16 protein-coding genes are annotated in these 17535 nt (G+C 62.3%); 6 read left to right on the top strand and 10 right to left on the bottom strand.

The window, feature by feature from the left end:
* Positions 1–4 precede the first annotated feature (4 nt).
* Positions 5–691: an ABC transporter ATP-binding protein gene (locus tag ACF8RA_RS14755; RefSeq protein ID WP_392514433.1), complete on the top strand. Its 687-nt coding sequence runs from the start codon at positions 5–7 to the stop codon at positions 689–691.
* Positions 688–3195, top strand: coding sequence for an ABC transporter permease (locus tag ACF8RA_RS14750; protein WP_176683942.1), 2508 nt, complete (start codon positions 688–690; stop codon positions 3193–3195). The genes ACF8RA_RS14755 and ACF8RA_RS14750 overlap by 4 nt, the downstream gene beginning before the upstream one ends.
* A 97-nt stretch (positions 3196–3292) precedes the next feature.
* Here the strand turns inward: ACF8RA_RS14750 and greB are convergent, their stop codons facing one another.
* The 4 genes from greB to ACF8RA_RS14730 form a co-directional block, all read right to left on the bottom strand.
* Positions 3293–3781, bottom strand: a complete 489-nt coding sequence (gene greB / locus ACF8RA_RS14745; RefSeq protein WP_176683943.1) for a transcription elongation factor GreB — start codon at positions 3779–3781, stop codon at positions 3293–3295.
* Between the two features lie 11 nt (positions 3782–3792).
* Positions 3793–4101, bottom strand: a complete 309-nt coding sequence (locus ACF8RA_RS14740; protein WP_176683944.1) for a hypothetical protein — start codon at positions 4099–4101, stop codon at positions 3793–3795.
* Between the two features lie 248 nt (positions 4102–4349).
* Entirely contained in the window at positions 4350–4787 is a 438-nt protein-coding gene (locus ACF8RA_RS14735; RefSeq protein ID WP_010953281.1) for a DoxX family protein, read from the bottom strand.
* Positions 4788–4899: 112 nt separating this feature from the next.
* Positions 4900–6306 carry a transglycosylase SLT domain-containing protein gene (locus ACF8RA_RS14730; protein ID WP_176683945.1) on the bottom strand — a complete coding sequence of 469 codons (1407 nt, stop codon included), beginning with the start codon at positions 6304–6306 and terminating at the stop codon, positions 4900–4902.
* A 157-nt stretch (positions 6307–6463) separates the two neighbouring features.
* On the opposite strand from ACF8RA_RS14730, the gene ACF8RA_RS14725 reads away from it, so the two are divergent.
* The 3 genes from ACF8RA_RS14725 (at position 6464) to ACF8RA_RS14715 (ending at position 9310) form a co-directional block, all read left to right on the top strand.
* Positions 6464–7261 carry a TatD family hydrolase gene (locus ACF8RA_RS14725; protein WP_392519301.1) on the top strand — a complete coding sequence of 266 codons (798 nt, stop codon included), beginning with the start codon at positions 6464–6466 and terminating at the stop codon, positions 7259–7261.
* Between the two features lie 126 nt (positions 7262–7387).
* A complete protein-coding gene (locus ACF8RA_RS14720) occupies positions 7388–8866 on the top strand; it encodes a methyl-accepting chemotaxis protein (RefSeq protein WP_176683947.1) in 1479 nt (492 codons plus the stop codon).
* Positions 8867–8941: 75 nt separating this feature from the next.
* A complete protein-coding gene (locus ACF8RA_RS14715) occupies positions 8942–9310 on the top strand; it encodes an Mpo1-like protein (RefSeq protein WP_176683948.1) in 369 nt (122 codons plus the stop codon).
* A gap of 41 nt (positions 9311–9351) precedes the next feature.
* Here the strand turns inward: ACF8RA_RS14715 and ACF8RA_RS14710 are convergent, their stop codons facing one another.
* From ACF8RA_RS14710 to ACF8RA_RS14700, 3 genes are all read right to left on the bottom strand, one after another.
* Entirely contained in the window at positions 9352–10149 is a 798-nt protein-coding gene (locus ACF8RA_RS14710; protein WP_209964873.1) for an acyl-CoA thioesterase II, read from the bottom strand.
* A 77-nt stretch (positions 10150–10226) separates the two neighbouring features.
* Positions 10227–11006, bottom strand: coding sequence for a CHAD domain-containing protein (locus ACF8RA_RS14705; RefSeq protein ID WP_176683950.1), 780 nt, complete (start codon positions 11004–11006; stop codon positions 10227–10229).
* Between the two features lie 14 nt (positions 11007–11020).
* The gene (locus ACF8RA_RS14700) at positions 11021–11299 is read right to left on the bottom strand and encodes a hypothetical protein (RefSeq protein ID WP_176683951.1); all 279 of its coding nucleotides are present in this window, start codon (positions 11297–11299) and stop codon (positions 11021–11023) included.
* Between the two features lie 177 nt (positions 11300–11476).
* Here ACF8RA_RS14700 and ACF8RA_RS14695 point away from each other — a divergent pair, with 177 nt between their 5' ends.
* Complete coding sequence (locus tag ACF8RA_RS14695; RefSeq protein WP_176683952.1) at positions 11477–12517, top strand: patatin-like phospholipase family protein; 1041 nt, start codon at positions 11477–11479, stop codon at positions 12515–12517.
* A 115-nt stretch (positions 12518–12632) separates the two neighbouring features.
* On the opposite strand, the gene ACF8RA_RS14690 is transcribed toward ACF8RA_RS14695, so the two are convergent.
* The 3 genes from ACF8RA_RS14690 to lon form a co-directional block, all read right to left on the bottom strand.
* On the bottom strand, positions 12633–14504 hold the full coding sequence (locus ACF8RA_RS14690) for a SurA N-terminal domain-containing protein (RefSeq protein WP_339443603.1): 1872 nt from the start codon (positions 14502–14504) through the stop codon (positions 12633–12635).
* Between the two features lie 181 nt (positions 14505–14685).
* Positions 14686–14958 (bottom strand): nucleoid-associated protein HU-beta, encoded by a 273-nt coding sequence (gene hupB, locus ACF8RA_RS14685; RefSeq protein ID WP_003250246.1) that lies wholly within the window; start codon positions 14956–14958, stop codon positions 14686–14688.
* A gap of 152 nt (positions 14959–15110) precedes the next feature.
* Complete coding sequence (lon, locus tag ACF8RA_RS14680) at positions 15111–17507, bottom strand: endopeptidase La (RefSeq protein WP_176683954.1); 2397 nt, start codon at positions 17505–17507, stop codon at positions 15111–15113.
* Positions 17508–17535: the final 28 nt, after the last annotated feature.

Here is a 17535-nt window from a genome sequence, read left to right as displayed (position 1 = left end):
CTCCATGAGCCCCAGCATTCTCGTTGCGCAGAACCTTAGCAAAGTGGTCCCCAGCGCGGAAGGTGACCTCACCATCCTCCACGCGCTTTCTCTCGACCTGGCCCAAGGCGACAGCCTGGCCATCGTCGGCGCCTCGGGCTCCGGCAAATCGACCCTGCTCGGCCTGCTCGCCGGCCTCGACCGGCCCAGCGCCGGCAAAGTCATGCTCGCCGGCCACGACCTGGGGCCACTGGATGAAGACCAGCGTGCCCGTGTGCGTGCCGAACATGTGGGCTTCGTGTTCCAGTCGTTCCAGCTGCTCGACAGCCTCAATGCCCTTGAAAATGTCATGCTGCCACTGGAACTGGACGGCCGCCGCGATGCCCGCGAACAGGCTCGCACCTTGCTGGAACGGGTCGGCCTGGGCAAGCGCCTGAGCCACACACCTCGGCAGTTGTCGGGCGGCGAGCAGCAACGCGTGGCAATCGCCCGCGCCTTCGCCGCGGAGCCTGCGGTGCTGTTTGCCGATGAGCCCACCGGCAACCTCGACAGCCACACCGGCGAGCGCATCAGCGACTTGTTGTTCGAGCTGAACAAGGAGCGCGGCACTACCTTGGTGCTGGTCACCCATGACGAACGCCTGGCCCGCCGCTGCCGGCGCCAGATCCGCCTGGACGCGGGCCGCCTTGTGGCGCCGATGGAGGCCCGGTGAGCCATATGCCGCTGTCCCGCTTGTGTCGCCTGGCACTGCGCCAGTTGCTGCGCGATGTTCGCGCCAGTGAAGTGCGCGTGCTGTTCTTTGCCCTGTTGGTGGCGGTAGCCGCCAGCACCGCCATCGGCTATTTCGGCGCCCGCCTCAACGGCGCCATGCAGCTGCGTGCCAGCGAGTTCCTTGGCGCCGACCTGGTACTGCAGGGCAGCGCCCCGGCCCGCGGACAACAGCTCGATGCCGGCAAGGCACTGGGCTTGCGCCATGCACACGTGGTCGAGTTCACCAGCGTGGTCGGCGGTGACAATGGCATCCAGCTGTCCAGCGTCAAGGCCGCCGACGGCGCCTACCCATTGCGCGGGCAAGTACGCAGCGCTCCGGCACCCTATGCCGAAGAAACACCCGGCGGCGGCCCTGCCCGTGGCGAGGTGTGGGTAGAACCGCGCCTGTTGGCGGCACTGGGGCTGGCGATCGGCGACAGCATCGACGTGGGCATGAAATCCCTGCGCATGAGCCGTGTGCTTACCTACGAACCGGACCGCGCCAACAACTTCTACAGCCTTACCCCGCGCGTGATGATGAACCTGGCCGACCTGGAAGCCACCGGTGTGATCCAGCCGGGTAGCCGGGTCACCTACCGCGACCTGTGGCGCGGCGATGCCGAGGCGCTGGCGCAGTACCGTCAGGCCGTGGAAAAAGACCTGGCCGCCAACCAGCGCCTGCGTGACACCCGCGATGGCAACCAGCAGATCGGCGGTGCCCTGGGCAAAGCCGAGCGCTACCTGAACATGGCCAGCCTGGTGGCTGTGCTGCTGGCAGGCGTAGCCGTGGCTCTGTCGGCCAGCCGCTATGCTGCACGCCGGCTGGACGCCAGCGCCCTGCTGCGCTGCCTGGGCCTGTCGCGCCACCAGGCGTTGGGCCTGTATTGCCTGCAACTGGCCATGCTCGGACTGGTCGCTGCCCTGGCCGGCGCCCTGCTCGGCTGGCTGGCTCAGCTGGGCCTGTTCCGCCTGCTGCACGGCTTGCTGCCGAGCGTGGTGCCCGCCGGCGGCATCATTCCAGCGCTGGCAGGTATCGGTACCGGGTTGGTGGCACTGGCTGGCTTCGCCCTGCCGCCGATTGCAGCGCTGGGCCAGGTGCCGCCACTGCGCGTGCTGCGCCGTGACCTGCTGCCGATACCTGCGCGCAGTTGGTTGGTGTACGGCGCCGCCCTCCTCGCCCTGGGCCTCATCATGTGGCGCCTGAGCCTCGACCTGCTGCTCACCTTCGCCCTGCTCGGTGGCGGCCTGGTCGCTGCACTTCTGCTCGGCGGGCTGCTGTTGCTCGGTTTACGCAGCCTGCGCCAACTGCTGGCCGGAGCGCCACTCACCTGGCGTCTGGGGCTGGGCCAGCTATTACGCCACCCCATGGCTGCGGCTGGCCAGGCCCTGGCCTTCGGCCTGATACTGCTGGCCATGGCCTTGGTCGCCCTGCTGCGCGCAGAGCTGCTCGACACCTGGCAAGCACAGTTACCCAAGGATGCGCCTAACCACTTCGCCCTGAACATCCTGCCAGATGACCGTGAGCTGTTCGCTCAACGCCTGCACCAGGTCAATGCCGCTTCGGCACCGCTCTACCCAGTAACACCCGGACGCTTGGTGCAAATCAACGAAAAACCGGTACAGCAGATGGTCAGCAAGGACTCGGCAGGCGAGCGCGCGGTGCAGCGCGACCTTAGCCTGACCTGGGCCGCCGAGTTACCCGAAGGCAATGTGTTGAGCGCCGGCAGCTGGTGGCAAGCCTTGCCAGCCGACAACGACATCCCCGGGGTTTCGGTGGAAGCGGAACTGGCCAGCAGCCTGAAACTGCAGATGGGCGACCTGCTGACGTTCGATATTGGCGGGCAGCAACGCCAAGCCCGCGTGAGCAGCTTGCGCAGCGTGCATTGGGACAGCTTCCAGCCGAACTTCTACATGATCTTCCAGCCCGGTACGCTGCAGGGGCTGCCGACCACTTACCTGACCAGCTTCTATTTGGCACCGGGGCATGACCTGGATGTAGTGGCACTGTCACGGGCGTTTCCGGCGGTGACCATCCTGCAGGTGGATGCCTTGCTCGACCAGCTGCGCAGCATCCTCGCCCAGGTCACCCTGGCGGTGGAATATGTGCTGCTTTTCGTGCTGGCCGCCGGGCTGGCCGTGCTGTTCGCTGGCTTGCAGGCCACGCTGGACGAGCGCATTCGCCAAGGCGCACTGCTGCGGGCATTGGGTGCGGCGCGGCCGTTGCTGGTCAAGGCACGGCGTATCGAGTTCGGCCTGCTGGGTGCGGCCAGCGGGCTATTGGCGGCCGTGGGCTGCGAACTGATTACCTGGGTACTGTATCGCTATGCCTTCGACTTGCAGTGGAGCCCGCACCCGTGGTTGCTGGTGTTGCCGCTGGCGGGGGCGCTGCTGGTGGGTGGTGCGGGGGTGCTGGGAACGCGGCGGGCGCTGAATGCCAGCCCGCTGGCGGTGTTGCGCGAGGCTTGAGGCCTGGCTGTCAGAGCTTCTGCAGGAGCGACCCTGAGGGCTGGGCGATTCCTTAAAAGGACAGCACATGCCTCAGGGCGGCGCAAAACGGGCCCAGTCAGTCCGTCGAGACGCCCTGGCCGTAACTGATGCTGCTCACATACCAGGTCGCTTCACCGGTAGGTGTATGCACCACCACCTCATCACCCTCCTCCTTCTTCAACAAGGCGCGAGCCATGGGCGAATCGATCGAAATGTAATCGTTGCGCCCGTAGATCTCGTCATAGCCGACAATGCGAAACTTCATGGTCTCGCCCTCGTCGTTCTCGATCTCAACCCAGGCACCGAAAAATACTTTACCTTCCTGCTCAGGCGAATAGGCCACCACTCTCACATCTTCAAGACGCTTGCGCAGGTACCGCACCCTGCGGTCGATTTCGCGCAGCAGCTTCTTGTTGTACTGGTAGTCCGCGTTCTCGCTTCGGTCACCCAACGACGCCGCCCAGGCAACCTTTTGGGTGATTTCCGGACGATAAACCCGCCACAGGTGGTCCAGCTCTTTCTTCAGTGCCTCATGGCCTTCTGTGGTAATGATATTGGTGCTCAATAGCGCATTCCTCAGCGGCGGGTAATCAGGCCTTGACGCGCGATGCGGGTAAGATGGCCTATGACTTCGGCGGCCTCATCCGGCACCGGCGCCTGGATCACAGCCAGATCGAAACGGTCATTGCCATACTGCGCGAGGTGGCAGCCGCTATCGGCAAACTGGATCAGAAAGGCACGTGCCTGCCCCTTGCGCCGTGACAGGCCTTCAAGATGACGCAAAAGGGTGGGCTGATGCCGACCGCCGAGCAGGATGCGCGGTGTACGGGACGCCTGGCTGGCAGGCAAAGGGCTCAAACAGACACTGGTACGTGGGCAACTCATGGAGTTTCTCTCCGCCTCGCGAATCCCGCTGGGCAGCGGTGGGAGGCGTCACCGAACCAGCGCTTTAGCGGTATTTCGGACGACCCGGAGGTGGGGCTTTCCTGCGCCCCGCAAGTAGCTGTTTAAATCGGCGCAGGCGGTATGCTAGAGCGATGAGCCCCAAGTTGCAAGCTACAAGCCGCAAGCAAGAACAAGCCGAGTATTGGCCCGCGCTTGCCTGCGGCTCGTTGCTCGCAGCATACAGGTGATTAGCGGGCGATCAGGCGGTCGAGCGAAAAGCGGCCGGCGCCTTCGATCATGACTGCAACAGTGCCGGCCAACAGCGCCAGGGCGAACTCATAGCCGTTGTTGGACATGAACAGGCCGTTGCCGATGTGCACCGAAACGATCGCCACTATCAAGGTCACCGTCAGCGCCAGGGCCGCCGGGCGAGCCAGCAGGCCGACCACCAAGGCCAGGCCACCGAAGAATTCGGCACTGCCGGACAGCAAGGCCATCAGATAACCCGGCGCCAGGCCGATGCTTTCCATCCATTGGCCGGTGCCTTCCAGGCCGTAGCCGCCGAACAGGCCGAAGAGTTTTTGCGCACCATGGGCCATGAAGATGATGCCGACCAGGATGCGGATAACGCTTAGGCCTGCGCCAGCACGAGTAGAGAACAGTGCGTTGAGGGTAGTGTTGTTCATGTGGAAGCGTCCTTGAAGCGAAGCAGTTGTGTTGGGATGGGCGCCATCATAATCAATTCAATAGATATGAAAATCGCAAAAAACCCAACATAACAATCGATATAATCGATTGTTAACGCTTCGCTACGCGCTCCAGTGCTGTGCGTTCGCGGTTGAACGCCAGGTAGTACTTGTTGATGCTATTGACGAAATTGACCGGTCCCATCCCCACCTGCTCCATGGCGATACGCTCGGTCTGGAAGAACCACTGGTTACCGTTGAGCCCTCGCCGTCGGGCCTCTGCGCGCATGGCCTGAACCCGCTCGGGGCCAAGGTTGTAGGCTGCCAGCACAAAGGCCATGCGCTCACGCTCATTGATCTTGGCACTGGCAAAAAACTTGCGCCGGATAAGCGCCAGATAACGGGCACTGGCCAGGACATTGCCATCTACCGTCGCGGTATTGCTCACCCCTACCCGCTGGGCCGCCGCGGGGGTAATCTGCATCAGGCCATGGGCACCGCCAGTGCCGCGTGCAGCCGGGTTGAGCGTCGACTCCTTGAAGGCCAGTGCAGCCAGGTTGAGCCAGTCGATCTGTTGCGCCTGGCCGTGTTTCTGCAACACTGCCCGTACCGAGGCCAGACGCTGGCGGCCCTTGCTGGCCAACGGGTTGTGTACCCGGTACTGGCGGCGGTAGATACGCTCGAACGCCGCATCCTGGTTGTCTGGCGCGCGGTAACCTTGCAGAAAGTGATCGACTGTTGCCAACAGTTGCGGCGCATCACGCCCTACATACCAGCGCATGGCTTGCGGCGGCCCCAGGCGCACCCGGCTGTCCAGGCGCAAGCGCGGCATAACCCGGGCCCAACGCCGGGCAATGGGCTGCTCGACCACGGTCAGGTGGTAGATACCCGCCTGTACCATCTCCAGCACATCCTCCACCGCCAGTGTCGAATCGACCCACTCCACTTTGATCAGCGGCCGCTTGCGCAGTGCCAGTTGCTGGTTGACCTGCTGGATCAGCGGCCCGGCGGCACTGGCGCTGGTCAAGGCGACGGTACGCCCTGACAGCTGTTCGACCTTGCTGAAACTTCGCTCGCCTTTGCGCCCGACCAGCGTCAGCGGCACCTGGTCGAGTATCGGCGCACTGCTGCTGACAGCGCCCACCGTCGTGGGGTCAAGCAGCTCGCCTGGCGCGGCCAGGTCACCCTCGCCGCGGGCCAGGGCGCCCAACAACTGCTCCTTGGCTCGCGGGATGAGCTTTAGCTGAATCTGCTGGTCGTCGGCGGTACGAGCATTGAGGAAATGCTCCAAGGCACGCAGGCGATAATACTCGATGCCAACTGGCTCGCCCTTGACCTCCCCCGAGCTGTTGCGGCTCTGGTTGACCAGCACTCGCAGTACTTTGCTGGTGCGAATCTGCAGCAGGTCACGCACCTTGGCAGGCGGTATGTTCTGCTGTGGCCCCGGCGTACGCGCCTGGGCGGGGCCGGTAAAGATCAACCCGAGCGTCAGCAGAAAAATGAGCCAGCATCGCAGCATGCGAAAACGTGTCCGTGGTCGGTGAGCGGCATCCATGGGGTGCACCGCCAAGTGATGAACGACGGCAAATGACCACGGCAACAGCATGAAGTTCTTGGTTTTTTCAGAAAAACGCGGCATTTGCTATGCTGGCCGTCCCGCGGCACGAGACAGCACCATGCAACTGATCGATATCGGCGTCAACCTGACCAACAGCAGTTTCCATGACCAACAGGCAGCAATCGTCGAGCGCGCACTGAAGGCCGGCGTTACGCAAATGCTGCTGACAGGCACCAGCCTGGCGGTCAGCGAACAAGCGCTGGAGCTGTGCCAACAACTGGATGCCAGCGGCGCGCACCTCTTCGCCACGGCCGGCGTGCACCCTCACGATGCCAAGGCCTGGGATGCCGACAGCGAGCGCCAGTTGCGACTGTTGTTGAGTGAACCGCGCGTACGCGCTGTGGGCGAATGTGGCCTGGACTTCAACCGCGACTTTTCCCCTCGCCCGCTGCAGGAAAAAGCCCTGGAAGCCCAGCTGACACTGGCTGCGGAGCTGCGCCTGCCGGTGTTCCTGCACGAGCGCGATGCCAGCGAGCGCTTGCTGGCGATTCTCAAGGACTACCGCGACCACCTGGCCGGCGCGGTGGTGCACTGCTTTACCGGTGAGCGCGAGGCGCTGTTCGCCTACCTGGACCTGGACCTGCACATCGGCATTACCGGCTGGATCTGCGACGAACGCCGCGGTACTCACCTGCACCCGCTGGTGGGCAACATCCCTCAAGGCCGGCTGATGCTGGAAAGCGACGCACCCTATCTGCTGCCGCGCAGCTTGCGGCCCAAGCCCAAAAGTGGGCGCAACGAGCCGGCGTTCTTGCCGGAGGTACTGCGCGAGGTGGCCTCGCATCGCGGTGAGTCAGCCGAGCACACGGCGGCGCATACCACGGCAACGGCGCGCGACTTTTTCCAGCTCCCCTGATTCTTGCGGGTTTCTGCGGAGCGGGTGAACGCCGTTGATATGCATCAACAAATCCCGTCGAGGATGCGGGCACAATGATGGCACCTTGCCAATATTGTTTCCGCTCAACTCAGAGAAGACCTGCCCATGGGTGCCTGGCTTAGCAATGTTTCCCTGAAGTACAAATTCTGGGCCGTCAACGCAGTGGCCTTTGTCACCACCTTGCTGCTGGTGCTGTACGCCGTGCACCTGGAGCAACGCGCACGTGCCGAGGCGGCTCAGAGCCAGGCGGCCGCACAAGCTCAGTTGCTGGCCGCCTGGCCAGCCGGGCAAGCACTGCCACGCCCGGCCAACGTCATCAGTTGGTCAACAGGGCAAACGCCAACCTACGCCGGGGAGGCGCTCGATGCCCTGCGCAACACCCAAGGCTGGGTAGAACTGCCGAGCGCCTGGATCCTCGGTGAAAACCCGCTGCGTGGCGCACAGGTGCTGCGCAACGGCGACCAGCAGTTGGCTGTGCTGGCTCAGTCCCCCAGTCTGCGTCAGGTTTTCTTCGATCGCTTCAGCAATTACGCGGTGTGTGTACTGATCCTGATGCTGGCCATGCTCGGCGCCTCCCAACTGCTGATCCGCTTCCTGCTCAGCCAGCTCAACACCCTCAAGGACGTGATGCTACACGTGGAAAAAACCGGCGACCTGTCGGCCCGCGTACCACTGGCCAGTGGCGACGAGGTCGGCCAGATGGCCGGGGCCTTCAACGCCATGCAGTCCACCTATCACCGCGTGGTCAGCACCGTCGCCCACAGCGCAGCACAACTGGACTCGGGCGCTGCACGCCTGGCCGCCAGCATGAGCGACGTACGCCATGGCATGCTCGGCCAGCAGAGTGAAACCGACCAGGCCGCCACTGCCATCAACGAAATGTCGGCGACCGTGCACCACATCGCCCAGCACGCCGGTGCCACCCGCGATTTGTCACAAACCGCCGACACCTTGGCCGGCAGCGGCCAAGCGGTGGTCAGCCGAGTGCAGGATTCGATTTCCGGGCTTTCCAGCGGCGTGCAGCAAACTGCCGAGATGATTCGACAGCTAGCCGAAGACAGTCAGAAGATCAACGGTGTAGTCAGTGTGATCCACAGTATTGCCGAACAGACCAACTTGCTGGCGCTCAATGCTGCCATCGAAGCCGCGCGCGCCGGCGACCTCGGCCGAGGCTTTGCCGTGGTGGCCGATGAAGTGCGCAACCTGGCCAAACGCGTGCAAACCTCCACGGATGAAATCACTACCATGGTTTCGGCCCTGCAGTCGGGTACCCGCGATGCGGTGGAGTTCATGCAGGAAAGCTCGTACAAGGCCGACGACTGCGTGCGTCAGGCACAGGAAGCCGGTGAGGCGCTGGCTGAAATTACCGGTGCCGTGGCGCAGATGCGCGAAAGCAATACCCAGATCGCTGTAGCGGCCGAGCAGCAAAGCCAGGTAGCCGAGGAAATGAACCGCGCGGTGGTCAGCATCCGCGATGTCACCGAGCGGACCGTGCAGCAGACGGTCGGTTCGGCGACTACCAGCAGCGAACTGGCGACCCTGGCCGGCGAGCTTAACAAGGCCATTGGCCAGCTCAAGCTATAGTCAGCATAGCTAGCCTCGATTGGCCCCCACTCGGGGGCCGCACTAAGCTTTGGGCATGACCGAGAGGAAATCCCCATGAGCAAACGCCTGCCCAATCTTCCCGCCTGGCAATGGCGCGGCTATCACCACAATCACCGCCACCCGGCCAACCTGGTACTGCACCTGATTGCTGTTCCGCTGTTCATTCTGGGGACACTACTGGTGCTGTCCGGCCTGTTCGGTTTCGACCTCGGCCAGATCGCGGTGGGTGTGATTGCCCTGGTCGCCGCGCTGGGCCTGCAGCGCCAAGGGCACCGCCTTGAAGCCGAGCAGCCCGAGCCGTTCGCCAACCGCCAGGATGCCGTGCAGCGCTTACTGACCGAGCAGTTCATCACCTTTCCGCGCTTCGTGCTGAGCGGGGCCTGGTGGAAGGCCTGGCGGGAGCGGCACAAGCACCGACACTGAGTCAGTTGCCGGAGCACTCCTTGTGAGCAGCCTTGCAAGGGTCAGGCGAAAACGGTGACGGTCTGCCGGCTCAACGCCAACAACTCGCCCTGCGCCGTCCACAACGCCGCAGCAGCGTGCCCATAGCCATCCCGCGCATGCTCGGTCTCCACGCAGTACCGACACCAATCCAGGGTCGACAGCTTCGCTGTTGGCTGGATGAACTCGATGGTCCAGGTCAGCGTACTGCCCGCAGCGGGCTGCTTGAGAAACGGCATAAGGCTGGGCGGCCAGGCATCGACCAACGCCAGCACGTGCGCCTCGCTCACCGGTTCTTCCAGCACATCCCGCAAGCGTACCCAACCGCCCATCCTGCGTGACTGATTGCCACTGAACGGCAACCCGCCCACTGCCCAGCGCAGGGCAACATGCCGCATGAACTCAGGGGTAACGCCTTTGATATAGGGCAACTCCGGGGCCGCCTCGTCGAGCGCAGGCATTTCTATGGCCGGTAACGCCGGCACTTCCACCACCGAAGGCCGGCCCGCACCGAAATTGCCCTGCACCAAGGTCACCACCTGGCCAGCCTGAACGGCGCGGCCCAGCAGCGTGCTAACCGCCTTGCCTTCGCGCAAAACCTCCACCTCGAAGCGGATGGGTACATCCGCCGCCGCGGGTGCCACAAAGCTGATGGCCAATGAGCGTACCGGGCGGTTGTCGCAGATCTTGAGGCGCATGGATTCATACACCATGGCCGCCATCAAGCCGCCAAAAGCAGCGCGCCCCTGGGCCCAACTGGGCGGGATGCTGACGGAATCCGGGTTGGCCCGCACGGCGTCGAGCAGTTGGTTGAAATTCATTGGCCGGCTCCTGCCTGCAAAGGAAAAGGTCCGCTCATCCTAGCCAGCAAACCCCGGGGAATCAGCCCGCATATCGGTCATTTTCCGTGATAGCGCCGCGTCAGTGCCTGTTGCAGGGCGTCCAGCGTCATATCTGACTGACGCTCCGCCTCATGCAGTTCCTGCTCCCAATCGGCCCTGCAGGGGAGCAGGTCGGCCTGGTCACGCGCTTGCAGCAGCCATTGCAGGCGGTCGTGCCAATCGCCCAGGTCGCCCTGTGCCTTTTTCAGCAGACGTTGCAGTTTTTTCCCAGCGTGATCGAGTTGCGGGTAGGCCTCATCACCATACCGCGCACGCTTGATCAGCAAACGCAGGCGGTGGCGATCGTGGGCCGGGTCCTGCAACGCTTCGTACAACTTGCGCCACTGCTTGACCAGACGCTTGTCGATGCGCTTGCCCAGCGACTTGACCAACCCCTCCCGGCCCGCCGCCCGCAGGAACAATGGAAAGGCGTCGAGAATCGCCAATACCCTTGCCAGCTGTGGGCTGGCAGCGACGCTGGCGAAGGTCCTGTCACGCCCCTGCAGACGCCGCTGCCCGGCTGCCGCATGACCGCGTCCGATCAGCTCGGCCGCCACTACCTCGCGATCACGCAAGGGCGTGGTAAGGGTACCCAGCGACCTTGCAGCATCCTCGAGCTGCTCCACGCCGGGCAGCCCACGCAGCGGCCTCAACAGACTGCGCAGGCGCCGCAAGGTGACACGCAGGTCGTGCAAGGCTTCGCTGTCGGTATTGGCAGCCAGGCGTTCACGACAGGCCAGCAACCGCACCTGCAAGGTCAGTATCTGGACAACTACATGGTCGAGCATGGCAGACATACGATGCTCCCTGATCAGCGCCCGGCGCGAGATTCACGAATGTAGAAGCGGGCCTTTTCGGCTTTGCGGGTACAGCTTTCAAAGCCTTCGAACTGCTGCTGGGTCTTGGCCCCCGTCAGCAAAGACAAGGCTTTGGAGTAACTGACGGCACCGGCGAAGCCTTCGGCCTTGGCCAGATCCAGCTCCTTCCAGGCGGCATCCAGCTGGGTCGCGCAGCTGTCACGGTAGGCCGTCTTGCCCGCGCAGCCAGCAAGGGCCAAGGCAATCAGTGGAAGGCAAATCCAGGCTTTCATCAGTAATACCTCTATGGAAGAACGGTGGCTGTTCGACGCGCCGACAGCTGGAAAGTGCCATGCCCGGCCGGCGTTGCCTGGCCAGTTTTATTACAGTAGCTCAGCACGATCTACATTGAAGCACAGGCAGCGATGGGTGCATTGTAGGACCATGATGGCACTGGCCGGGGAATGTTCATGAGTAAACGTGTGGCACTGGTACTGGGGTCGGGCGGAGCCCGAGGGTATGCGCACATCGGCGTAATAGAGGAAATCGAGCGCCGCGGCTACGACATAGCATGCGTTGCGGGGTGTTCCATGGGTGCGGTGATTGGCGGTATATATGCCGCTGGCAAGCTGGACGACTATCGCAACTGGATCGAGAGCCTCGACTACCTGGATGTGCTGCGCCTGGTCGACGTCAGCTTTCGCCTCGGTGCGATTCGCGGCGACAAGGTGTTCGGGCAGATCCGCAAGATCGTCGGCGAGATAAACATCGAGCAACTGCGCATCCCCTACACCGCAGTGGCCGCCGACCTAACCAACCAGCAGGAAATCTGGTTCCAGGAGGGTTGCCTGCACCAGGCCATGCGTGCCTCGGCGGCCATTCCCAGCCTGTTCACGCCGGTGATGCAAGGCAACCGTATGCTTGTCGACGGCGGCATTCTCAACCCGCTGCCAATCGTGCCTGTGGTGTCCAGCCATTGCGACCTGATCATCGCAGTCAACCTTAACGCCACCAACCAGAAGCAGTACCAGTTGCCGGTGATCGAGCGTCCGGCGGCCTTCAAGATGCGTTTTGACGCCTTGCTGAGCTCGCTGGGCTCACGCTTGCCATTCCGGCGTAAACCGGCGGAAGAGCTGATCCGCATCGAAAAGGAAATCGTCGCCGAAGGGTTGGCACCACCAAGCCCGTGGCTGACCGACAGCGCCGACCCGGAAAGCCAGCAATCAGCGGCGGCCCCGGAGCGCGAGGGCGCGCCTAAGTCGGCCACCGGTTCTTTCATCATCGACAACGTGGGGCCGGCCTCGCTGCTGGACTTGATCAACCAGAGCTTCGAGGTCATGCAGACTTCGTTGGCACAGTACAAGATTGCCGGCTATCCACCGGATGTGCTGATCAACGTGCCCAAGCGGGTGTGCCGGTTTTTCGAGTTCTACAAGGCGCCGGAGCTGATCGCCCTGGGGCGAGAGATTGCACGCGATACGCTGGATAGTTATGAAGGGGTGAAGCGGTAGAACCTGGTCGGCGCCGCCCCTGAGGCGGTGTGGTCTTCGACAATCACCATCCGCGCGGCTGGCGAAAACGAAACAGGCCGCACGAAGCGGCCTGTTTCTTCATGCAACGAACACCTTAGTAACGAGTGATGTCTGCATTGGCTTCCAGCTGTTTGCGGTAAGCGGCAAAGTCCTGCTGGCCAGCACGTGACGCGAGGTAGCGGCGAATCTGCTGCTTCTCTTCGTCGGTGGCGGTAGCGCCTTCGTTCACACCCTTGAGCTGCAACACCACCAGGCTACCGTCACGCAGCACTACACTGCCGTAAACAGGCTTGTCCTTGGCTTGCGGTTTGCCCAGACGGAACAGTGCCTGCAGTTCGACCGGATCAATACCGTCCTCACCACGGGTGACGGCTTCATAGGCTTTCCAGCCTTGCCCTTCGTGCACGCTGCCTGCTGCGATGGAACCGTCGCGCAGGCCGGCAATCAGCTTGTCCGCCTTGGCCTTGAGCTCGGCAGTCGCCTTCTCTTTGGCCAGGTGCTCCCTGATGTTCTTGGCCACTGCTTCCAGCGGCAGTTGCTCTGGCTTGCGGTGCTCCTTGACGCGCAGCACCACGGTGGTCTCAGGGTCGAGCTCGATGGCGTTGCTGTTGGCACCCTCATCCAGCACTTCTTCAGAGAACGCAGCCTGCACCACCGAACGGTTCGCCGTAATGCCTTCACCACCCTCGCGGCCGAAGGCGGCGGAGGTGTGTACCTTGAGGTTCAGGTCCTGGGCCGGCTGAGCCAGGTCGGAAGCCTCGTAGGCAGCATCCTGCAACTGCTTGCTGGCGTCGACATAACGCTGCTCGACCAGCGGCATCTTCAGATCACGGGTCAGCTTGTCCTTCAAGCTGGCGAAGCTCGGTACTTCTGGCGCCTGCACGCCCAGCAGCTTGATCAGATGGTAGCCAAACTCGGTGCGCACCGGAGCAGATACCTGGCCATCCTGAAGCTTGTACAGCGCCTCTTCGAAGGCCGGGTCGTAGACGCCCGGGCCGGCGAAGCCGAGGTCACCACCGCTGTTGGCGGAGCCTGGGTCCTGGGAGAACTCCTTGGCCAGTGCGGCAAAGTCCTCACCCTTGGCCAGACGCTGCTCGATCTCTTCGGCGCGGGCCTTGGCCTGGGCGTCGGTGACCTTGTCGTTGACCTCGATGAGAATGTGCGCGGCATGACGCTGTTCAGCCAGGTTGGCGATTTCCTTCTCGTACTGAGCCTTGAGCTCTTCGTCGGTCACTTTGACCTGGTCGAAGAAGGCCGACTTCTTCAGCTCTATGTAGTCGATCACGACCTGGTCAGGCGACATGAACTCCTTGGCGTGCTGGTCGTAGTGCGCCTTGACCTCTTCGTCGCTGACCTTGACTGCGGCCGGGTCGGCCTTGAAGGTCAGGGAGGCGAAGTCGCGGGTCTGCTTTTCCAGGCGAGCAAAGGCATCGACCTGCTGATCGGTGACGAAGCTGCTACCGGCCAGGCCGGTGCGCAGTTGGCCGATGAGCATTTCCTCGCCAAGCATCTCGCGGAACTGCATGCGGCCGTAGCCCATCTGGCGGATCACCTGATCGAAACGCTCAGCGCTGAACTTGCCGTCCACCTGGAATTCAGGGGTCTGCAAGATCACCTGATCCAGTGCGGCGTCAGAGAAAGCGAACTTGGCATCTTCAGCGCCTTGTAGCAGCAGCTTGCGGCTGATCAGCCCCTTGAGTGCTTCTTCACGCAGCAACTTGTCATCCAGCAGCGCCGGGTCGAAATCCTTGCCCAACTGTTGCATCAGTTGACGGCGCTGCATCTCGGCCGCCTGGCTCAGTTCGTTCTGGCTGATGGTCTGGCCGTTCACCTTGGCGGCGTCCTGGCTATGAGTGGCGGCCTGAAAAATGGCTTCGAAACCGGTCAATGCCATCAACACGACGATAAGGCCGATGATGGTCTTGGCAATCCAACCTTGTGAATTGTCCCTGATATTTTGCAGCATGCGTCCCCCAGAAACGGCTGTACCACTGCGTCGACAACCGCGGAGCGTGGGTAGAATCCTGATAAAAGAAAGGCGCATCCGAGGATGCGCCTTTTCTTAGCAAACGTGTCAGGCGGGAACGTTTGCGCCCCGCCATCACCGTGCTCGGACCAGGCCAGGCCGGGCCCGGCTGAAAGACGACTTAGTTGACGGCGTCTTTCAGGCCTTTGCCTGCCTTGAAACCTGGAACCTTGGCGGCTTCGATCTTGATGGCCTTGCCGGTTTGCGGGTTGCGGCCGGTACGCTCGGCGCGCTCCTTGACCGAGAAAGTACCAAAGCCAACCAGTACCACATCGTCACCTTGCTTCAGGGCGCCGGTGACGGATTCGATGACTGCGTCCAGCGCACGGCCGGCTACAGCTTTCGGGATGTCAGCAGATGCGGCGATAGCGTCAATCAGTTCCGACTTGTTCACTCTAAGTCCCCTTATTTCTCTATTGAGTTTGTTTCTAAGTATGTAATGAAAAGCTTATGAAACGTGTGCTGGGCGGCCTGACGACAATAGCGTGCCGCTTTATAGCAAGGCCTCGAAAAAACTGTCAAGGAAAGCCCCCTAGCCGAAAACTACTAATGCGTGCTAATTCTTTCCTTGGCATCGCCGTCGCGCTTTTCATCTTTCGCGACAATCTCCGGAGCCACATCTGGCAAGGGCTCCGGGGCGTATTGCAGCGCAATTTGCAGGACTTCGTCAATCCATTTGACCGGTTTGATCTGAAGATCCTGTTTGATATTTTCAGGAATCTCCTTGAGATCGCGAACATTCTCCTCGGGAATGATCACCGTCTTGATCCCGCCACGGTGTGCCGCCAGCAGTTTTTCCTTCAACCCGCCAATGGCCAATACCTGGCCACGCAAGGTGATTTCGCCGGTCATGGCCACGTCGGCACGTACCGGAATCTGCGTCAGCGCCGACACCAATGCGGTGCACATGCCGATACCGGCACTAGGGCCGTCCTTCGGCGTGGCGCCCTCAGGCATGTGGATGTGCACGTCGTGCTTCTCGTGGAAGTCGGCGGCAATCCCCAGGCTGCGGGCGCGGCTGCGCACCACGGTCTGCGCGGCAGTAATCGACTCGACCATGACATCGCCCAGCGAGCCGGTCTTGATCAACTGGCCCTTGCCGGGGATGACCACGGCCTCGATGGTCAGCAACTCGCCGCCCACCTGGGTCCAGGCCAGGCCGGTAACCTGGCCGATCTGGTCCTGCTGCTCGGCAAGGCCATAACGGAACTTGCGCACGCCCAGCAGGTGCTCCAGCTGCTCGCTGGCCACCTTGACCTTGACCTGCTTCTGCCCGGTATGTTCCTTGACCACCTTGCGGCAGACCTTGGCAATTTGCCGCTCCAGGCCCCGTACACCGGCTTCACGGGTGTAGTAGCGGATGATGTCGCGAATCGCCGAGACGTCGACTTCCAGCTCTTCCTTCTTCAAGCCGTTGGCCTTGACCTGCTTGGGCACCAGGTACTTGACCGCGATGTTGATCTTCTCGTCCTCGGTGTAACCAGGCAGGCGGATGATTTCCATCCGGTCCAGCAGCGCCGGCGGGATGTTCATCGAGTTCGAGGTGCACAGGAACATCACGTCCGAGAGGTCATAGTCGACCTCCAGGTAGTGGTCGTTGAAGTTGTGGTTCTGCTCAGGGTCGAGCACTTCCAGCAGCGCCGAGGCCGGGTCACCGCGCATGTCGCTGCCCATCTTGTCGATCTCGTCGAGCAGGAACAACGGGTTGCGCACGCCCACCTTGGTCATCTTCTGGATCAGGCGACCCGGCATGGAACCGATATAGGTACGGCGGTGGCCACGGATCTCGGCCTCGTCACGCACGCCCCCCAGGGCCATGCGCACGAACTTGCGGTTGGTGGCGGCAGCGATCGACTCGGCCAGCGAGGTCTTGCCGACGCCGGGTGGGCCGACCAGGCACAGCACCGGGCCGCGGATTTTCTTGACGCGCTTCTGCACGGCAAGGTACTCGAGGATGCGTTCCTTGACCTCTTCCAGGCCATAATGGTCGGCATCGAGGATTTCCTCGGCCTTGGTCAGGTCCAGACGCACCTTGCTCTGTGCCTTCCACGGCACCTGCACCAGCCAGTCGAGGTACGAGCGCACCACGGTAGCTTCGGCCGACATCGGAGACATTTGCTTGAGCTTGTTCAGCTCCGCCTGGGCCTTGGCCAGGGCATCTTTAGGCAGACCTGCGGCTTCGATGCGCTTTTTCAGCTCTTCGACTTCATTGTGGCCTTCGTCACCATCGCCAAGCTCTTTCTGAATGGCCTTCATCTGCTCATTCAGGTAGTACTCGCGCTGGCTGCGCTCCATCTGCTTCTTGACCCGGCCGCGAATGCGCTTTTCGACCTGCAGCAGGTCGATTTCGGCATCCAGCAGTGCCAGTACGTGCTCGACACGGGTAGTCAAGTCGACGATTTCAAGAATTTCCTGCTTCTGCTCGATCTTCAGGGCCATGTGCGCGGCCATGGTGTCGACCAGGCGCCCTGGCTCTTCGATGCTGTTCAGCGAAGACAGCACTTCGGCAGGCACTTTCTTGCCCAACTGAACATACTGCTCGAACTGCGACAGCAGCGTGCGCACGAAGACTTCCGACTCGCGTTCGGCAGTGTCGGTTTCGTCGATGAGGGAGACTTCGGCACGGATGTGCCCTTCAACTTCAGAGAAGCGCTCGACCGCACCACGCTGCTCGCCTTCGACCAGCACCTTGACGGTGCCATCAGGCAGCTTCAGCAGTTGCAGCACGGTGGCAACGGTACCGACGCGGTACAGGGCGTCCTCACCCGGGTCGTCGTCGGCTGGATTCTTCTGGGCCAGCAGAAGGATCTGCTTTTCGCCCGTCATCGCCGCCTCGAGGGCTTCGATGGACTTTTCACGCCCCACGAACAGCGGGATAACCATGTGCGGGTAAACAACGACATCGCGCAATGGCAAAAGAGGCAAGTCGAGGGTGGTCTTCATGATTTCGCCTCTACAGCGGCCTTATGGC

The sequence above is a fragment of the Pseudomonas sp. FYR_5 genome, from assembly GCF_043106315.1.
In the GTDB taxonomy this organism is placed as follows: Bacteria; Pseudomonadota; Gammaproteobacteria; order Pseudomonadales; family Pseudomonadaceae; genus Aquipseudomonas; species Aquipseudomonas putida_Y.
This window is presented reverse-complemented; position numbering and strand designations above follow the sequence as displayed.

What these genes read in the sequence shown, in the direction of transcription:
- ACF8RA_RS14755 (WP_392514433.1), top strand. Translation starts at nt 5, where the DNA reads ATGAGCCCCAGCATTCTCGTTGCGCAGAACCTTAGCAAAGTGGTCCCC.
- ACF8RA_RS14740 (WP_176683944.1), bottom strand. Translation starts at nt 4,101, where the DNA reads ATGAGTTGCCCACGTACCAGTGTCTGTTTGAGCCCTTTGCCTGCCAGC.
- ACF8RA_RS14735 (WP_010953281.1), bottom strand. Translation starts at nt 4,787, where the DNA reads ATGAACAACACTACCCTCAACGCACTGTTCTCTACTCGTGCTGGCGCA.
- ACF8RA_RS14730 (WP_176683945.1), bottom strand. Translation starts at nt 6,306, where the DNA reads ATGCTGCGATGCTGGCTCATTTTTCTGCTGACGCTCGGGTTGATCTTT.
- ACF8RA_RS14725 (WP_392519301.1), top strand. Translation starts at nt 6,464, where the DNA reads ATGCAACTGATCGATATCGGCGTCAACCTGACCAACAGCAGTTTCCAT.
- ACF8RA_RS14720 (WP_176683947.1), top strand. Translation starts at nt 7,388, where the DNA reads ATGGGTGCCTGGCTTAGCAATGTTTCCCTGAAGTACAAATTCTGGGCC.
- ACF8RA_RS14715 (WP_176683948.1), top strand. Translation starts at nt 8,942, where the DNA reads ATGAGCAAACGCCTGCCCAATCTTCCCGCCTGGCAATGGCGCGGCTAT.
- ACF8RA_RS14710 (WP_209964873.1), bottom strand. Translation starts at nt 10,149, where the DNA reads ATGAATTTCAACCAACTGCTCGACGCCGTGCGGGCCAACCCGGATTCC.
- ACF8RA_RS14705 (WP_176683950.1), bottom strand. Translation starts at nt 11,006, where the DNA reads ATGTCTGCCATGCTCGACCATGTAGTTGTCCAGATACTGACCTTGCAG.
- ACF8RA_RS14700 (WP_176683951.1), bottom strand. Translation starts at nt 11,299, where the DNA reads ATGAAAGCCTGGATTTGCCTTCCACTGATTGCCTTGGCCCTTGCTGGC.
- ACF8RA_RS14695 (WP_176683952.1), top strand. Translation starts at nt 11,477, where the DNA reads ATGAGTAAACGTGTGGCACTGGTACTGGGGTCGGGCGGAGCCCGAGGG.
- ACF8RA_RS14690 (WP_339443603.1), bottom strand. Translation starts at nt 14,504, where the DNA reads ATGCTGCAAAATATCAGGGACAATTCACAAGGTTGGATTGCCAAGACC.
- lon (WP_176683954.1), bottom strand. Translation starts at nt 17,507, where the DNA reads ATGAAGACCACCCTCGACTTGCCTCTTTTGCCATTGCGCGATGTCGTT.